At 32.6% G+C, this 3,739-nt stretch carries 2 protein-coding genes, 1 tRNA gene and 1 pseudogene; 2 read left to right on the top strand and 2 right to left on the bottom strand.

Translation table 11 applies throughout. From position 1 onward, the window contains the following. The first annotated feature begins 585 nt into the window (after nucleotides 1-585). Nucleotides 586-1,648, top strand: a pseudogene (locus tag GNY06_RS15520) (IS256 family transposase). A gap of 145 nt (nucleotides 1,649-1,793) precedes the next feature. Here the strand turns inward: GNY06_RS15520 and GNY06_RS03470 are convergent. Continuing rightward, nucleotides 1,794-1,867: transfer RNA gene (locus GNY06_RS03470), tRNA-Asp, on the bottom strand. 725 nt (nucleotides 1,868-2,592) lie between these two features. After that, nucleotides 2,593-3,261 carry a response regulator transcription factor gene (locus GNY06_RS03475; protein WP_166518819.1) on the bottom strand — a complete coding sequence of 223 codons (669 nt, stop codon included), beginning with the start codon at nucleotides 3,259-3,261 and terminating at the stop codon, nucleotides 2,593-2,595. 276 nt (nucleotides 3,262-3,537) lie between these two features. Between GNY06_RS03475 and GNY06_RS03480 the strand changes: the two genes are divergently transcribed. Then, nucleotides 3,538-3,739 (top strand): transposase (locus GNY06_RS03480; protein ID WP_166518820.1); only part of this gene is annotated, 202 nt, incomplete at its 3' end.

Below are 3,739 nucleotides of genomic sequence, written 5' to 3' on the forward strand. Positions count from 1 at the left end.
ACCTTTTCATGGTTTGATAATGATAGAAGGCTTTGCAGGAATTATCAACTCTTACATGAATCCTCCGAAAATATGACCAAATTATCTGCTATAAAATTATTAATCAATAAAATTTAAACAGGCTCTAATACTTTTGCCCTAAAAAGTAAGAAATTATCATCATTATTAAGTATGAGGCAAATGTAGCCCAAGAACTAGCCCAGTAACCATATGAGGGAATAAAAAAGTAATTAATACTTATTGTTACGATTGCACCAATAATTGAAATATATGCACCAAACCTAGTTTTGTCAGAAAGTTTATACCAAATAGAAAGATTTAAATATATACCTAAAAATATAGCTGCAATCAAAACAATTGGAACAACAATAGGTAATCCAACATAAAAAGAAGAGTTTCGTATATACTGTTCTGAAATCCAGTTGAGGTTAACACATAATCCTAAGAATATCACACAGTGGCACCGTCCATAAGATTGTGTAAATGGTAATTCGGGAGTTTATCTTCGGATTATTAATTTTAATATAAAAACATGATCAAAATGGAATCAAACAAAAATTTTGAAGGTCAAGTCCTCAAGATGTATTGAGTAAGGATTTTTTAAGCCAATTCAAGACAGAAGAGGATGTTAGTAATTTTCTCAAGACACTTCATACTCAGGTGGTGGAATAAATTCTCCAAAGTGAGATGAATGCTCCTTTGGTTTATCAAAAGTATTCAGGGAAAGATTCAGGAAGTGGTAATTCTGGTAATGGGAGTTATTCGAAGACTATCCATAAAGAGCATGGAGGAAACCACATTGAAGTCCCCAGAGACAGGGAGGGTTCTTTTGAGCCCGTTGTTATTCCCAAACATCAGAGCCGAGGGCTTTCCATAGAAAGATTAGTTATCTCTCTTTATGCCAAGGGGCTTAGTACCTCCGATATTGAAGATGAGCTGCGTGAGATTTATGGTATCAACCTTTCCTGTTCTACTATATCTATTATTACAAATAAAGTTACGCAATCAGCTACAGAATGGCAGAAGCGCCCTCTGGAATCATTGTACCTGATTGCCTAGATGGATGGTATTATTTTCAAAGTCAGAGAAGCAGAAAAAGTTGTCAATAAAACAGTTTATCTCTGCATCGGTCTTAATATGAAAGCCTACAAAGAGGTTCTCGGCATGTGGATTGGTAAGACAGAAAGTTCTCCTTTTTGGATGAGTGTTTTGACTGATCTAAAGGCACGTGGTGTTGAAGATATTCTTATTACCTGTACAGATAATCTTAATGGATTTACAGACACTATAAGAGCTGTTTCCCCGCAATCTACTACACAAATATGTGTAGTACAACAAATCAGAAATTCCTGTCGCTATGTAGTGTGGAAATAACTGAAGGAAGTTACGGAAGATATGAAAGAAATATATACAGCTGTTAATAGAGAACAGGAAGAATCAGCTCTGCATTATTTTGAAGAAAAGTGGGAATGAAAATATCCGTAAATAAACCAAAAATAAACTCTCTTCCCCTACTGATCATGATTTGAAGAAGTCTGTATACTTAGCTATCAGTGAAATTGAAAGAAAATGGACAATGCCTATTAGAAATTGGCCTATTGTATTAAACCAATTTATGGATATATGTGAAAATAGAATCTTAATATAAGATACCGCTATATTATCATTTACACAAAATTCTGGAGACTCTCTTAAAAGATTGTCGTTTTTTAGCTCCATTTGGAACGGGCACAAAAAAAATACTGTAAAAGATCTATTTTACAGTATTTTGTACTATTTTGATTTAATAGTTGCGATCCGGACGGGACTCGAACCCGCGACCTCCGCCGTGACAGGGCGGCATTCTAACCAGCTGAACTACCGGATCATTTTAAGCGTTAAAAATTTTAGAATTAGTAACGGAAAAGACTCCTATCACCACCTACCTCCTCTTGCTCTTAAATTAATTGTACCAGACCCCGATGGCCAGCGCTCAATAAAGAACTTTCATTTTTAACTGGTGCAAAGATATAGTTTTTTTTACTTCTTACAAACAAACTTATACTTTTTTATAAAACAGCTTCCTAAAACACAGATTTTCAATTGTAAAAAATATATTAAAATCAAAATAATATTGTCAATCTATTTATGCTTCTTTAATTGATATGGTGTTCAAAATTGACTATTATGAACGATTAAGACTAAGGGTCAGGCTATTCCGCTTTATTCTTAATTATTTTATATAATCCATAATAAACACTTATTATTAGTAAAAACAGGACTTTAACTTCCTTTCAAAATAAGAGTAAAAACACCCTTTCATTTTTTAATAAAAAGGTCTTATATTTTCAAAATTAAGCGCATAATAAAATGATAAAAATAATCATTTATTAATTAAAAATATATTACAAAAAACCGACAAAAAAATATTCAAATATAACAAACTATAAAATATAAGAGAATATTTTTTTCAAAAATTATTTGCTCAATTCGCATAAATTTATTTGATTTGTGAATGAAATACGAATGTGAAAATGGTGTTCTTTGAAATTTTGGTTAAAATTCAGCTGCAACGAAATTAAACATCACCTTTGGTGAAATAAAAACCAATTCTCATGTACTAGAATTATAGTAGCCCTGTTCTACGCAAAAGCGAATAAGATCAATCTTATTTCTTAAGCCCAGTCTTTGCGCTAGCCTTGTAATATAGGTATCAATTGTTCTAGTACTTAAATTAAGGTATTGTCCTATTTCTTTGTTACTCAGTCCCTCGTAACACAATTTCATAATCTGAATTTCAATTAAAGAAGGCATATACCATCCCTTTTGTTGACGCTCCATATATTCTTGCACGACAAGCGGCTGTGCTTTCCACTCATTGAGATATTCATCATAGTTTTTTGAAACTGTCAAAACATATTTCTTTAATACTTCCAATATTATGATGCTTTTCTTTTGGCAATAATAAACCGCAGGTAAATCTTTCAGCATTGAAAACATATCCTCCTGAAAGGTTGCAGAATAGGTTATAATAGGAGTAAGATTACCCGATTGTCGTATGAATTTAATTGCTTCTATACCACTCATTATGGGCATATAAAGGTCTATAAGAAAAATGCTCTCCTGGCGAAAGTACAATTGACTTATAAGCTCGTGCCCATTATTGCAGTTTTTGACAATAGAATAGAAAGGATTATGAAGTAAGCTTTTAACCAAAATCTCCTTAAAATAGTAGTCGGATTCCGCTATTGAGAAACGTACTTTCTGTATAGAATAAGCCATCTGTATTTCATTTTTGTGTATGTGCTAATATAAATAAATATAGAAGTTGTTTAAACTTATTTATATAAGAAAGAGTTCCGAGAAAAACAGCAAATCTGAATTGCAATTTAAATAACTAATAATCTGGAAATCTCCAGCAAAGATAAAATAGAAAGATGGATTTTACTTCATTTAAGGAAAGGAAAAAGAGGGTTTTCGACGAGATACGATCTGGTAAAAATAATTCAGCTTATTGTAAAACGCCTGAAAACAGACTGTCAGTAGCGTGAATTAAGTTTGAAAGAATACTTTGTCAAAGAGAAAATCTGCTGGCAAAGCATTTACTATTATTTCAATAAATGGAGCAAAGACGGCTCTTTCAGAAAGGTTTGGATAGGTCTTTTGCTTCTTAATAAAAGAAAATTGGATATGTCAAGCGTTCAGTTGGACGGCAGCCACACCCCAAGCCGAATGGGAGGTGAAAAGCTAGGCTATCAGG

Origin of the sequence: Elizabethkingia argenteiflava, assembly GCF_009904105.1 — a bacterium.
GTDB classification, from domain to species: Bacteria; Bacteroidota; Bacteroidia; order Flavobacteriales; family Weeksellaceae; genus Elizabethkingia; species Elizabethkingia argenteiflava.